A 1,419-nucleotide genomic window follows, 5' to 3' on the forward strand; every position below is an offset into this window, starting at 1 on the left:
TAAGGCTGAGACCTGATGCCGAGCCGATTGTGGTGAAGTGGATGATCCTATGCTGTCGAGAAAAGCCTCTAGCGAGTTTCATGGCGGCCCGTACCCTAAACCGACTCAGGTGGTCAGGTAGAGAATACCGAGGCGTTCGGGTGAACTATGGTTAAGGAACTCGGCAAAATGCCCCCGTAACTTCGGGAGAAGGGGGGCCATCACCGGTGATTGAATTTACTTCATGAGCTGGGGGTGGCCGCAGAGACCAGCGAGAAGCGACTGTTTACTAAAAACACAGGTCCGTGCGAAGCCGTAAGGCGATGTATACGGACTGACGCCTGCCCGGTGCTGGAACGTTAAGGGGACCGGTTAGTCACTCTTCGGGGTGGCGAAGCTGAGAACTTAAGCGCCAGTAAACGGCGGTGGTAACTATAACCATCCTAAGGTAGCGAAATTCCTTGTCGGGTAAGTTCCGACCTGCACGAATGGCGTAACGACTTCTCGACTGTCTCAACCATAGGCCCGGTGAAATTGCACTACGAGTAAAGATGCTCGTTTCGCGCAGCAGGACGGAAAGACCCCGGGACCTTTACTACAGTTTGATATTGGTGTTCGGTTCGGCTTGTGTAGGATAGCTGGGAGACTGTGAAGCTTGGACGCCAGTTCAGGTGGAGTCGTCGTTGAAATACCAGTCTGGTCGTGCTGGATGTCTAACCTGGGTCCGTGATCCGGATCAGGGACAGTGTCTGATGGGTAGTTTAACTGGGGCGGTTGCCTCCTAAAGAGTAACGGAGGCGCCCAAAGGTTCCCTCAGCCTGGTTGGCAATCAGGTGTTGAGTGTAAGTGCACAAGGGAGCTTGACTGTGAGACCGACGGGTCGAGCAGGGACGAAAGTCGGGACTAGTGATCCGGCGGTGGCTTGTGGAAGCGCCGTCGCTCAACGGATAAAAGGTACCCCGGGGATAACAGGCTGATCTTCCCCAAGAGTCCATATCGACGGGATGGTTTGGCACCTCGATGTCGGCTCGTCGCATCCTGGGGCTGGAGTCGGTCCCAAGGGTTGGGCTGTTCGCCCATTAAAGCGGTACGCGAGCTGGGTTTAGAACGTCGTGAGACAGTTCGGTCCCTATCCGCTGTGCGCGTAGGAATATTGAGAAGGGCTGTCCCTAGTACGAGAGGACCGGGACGGACGAACCTCTGGTGTGCCAGTTGTCCTGCCAAGGGCATGGCTGGTTGGCTACGTTCGGGAGGGATAACCGCTGAAAGCATCTAAGCGGGAAGCCTGCTTCGAGATGAGTATTCCCACCCCCTTTGAGGGGTTAAGGCTCCCAGTAGACGACTGGGTTGATAGGCCAGATCTGGAAGCCCGGTAACGGGTGGAGGTGACTGGTACTAATAGGCCGAGGGCTTGTCCTCAGTTGCTCGCGTCCACTGTGT

Annotated in this window: 1 rRNA gene (only partly in view); it reads left to right on the top strand. The window is 55.8% G+C overall.

Features of this window, described 5'->3' with window-relative positions:
- Positions 1-1,398, top strand: a 23S ribosomal RNA gene (locus ACZ4AA_RS38365) (it extends 1,825 nt beyond the left edge of the window).
- The last annotated feature ends 21 nt before the right edge of the window (positions 1,399-1,419 follow it).

The organism is Streptomyces sp. NPDC024698, from assembly GCF_055559015.1.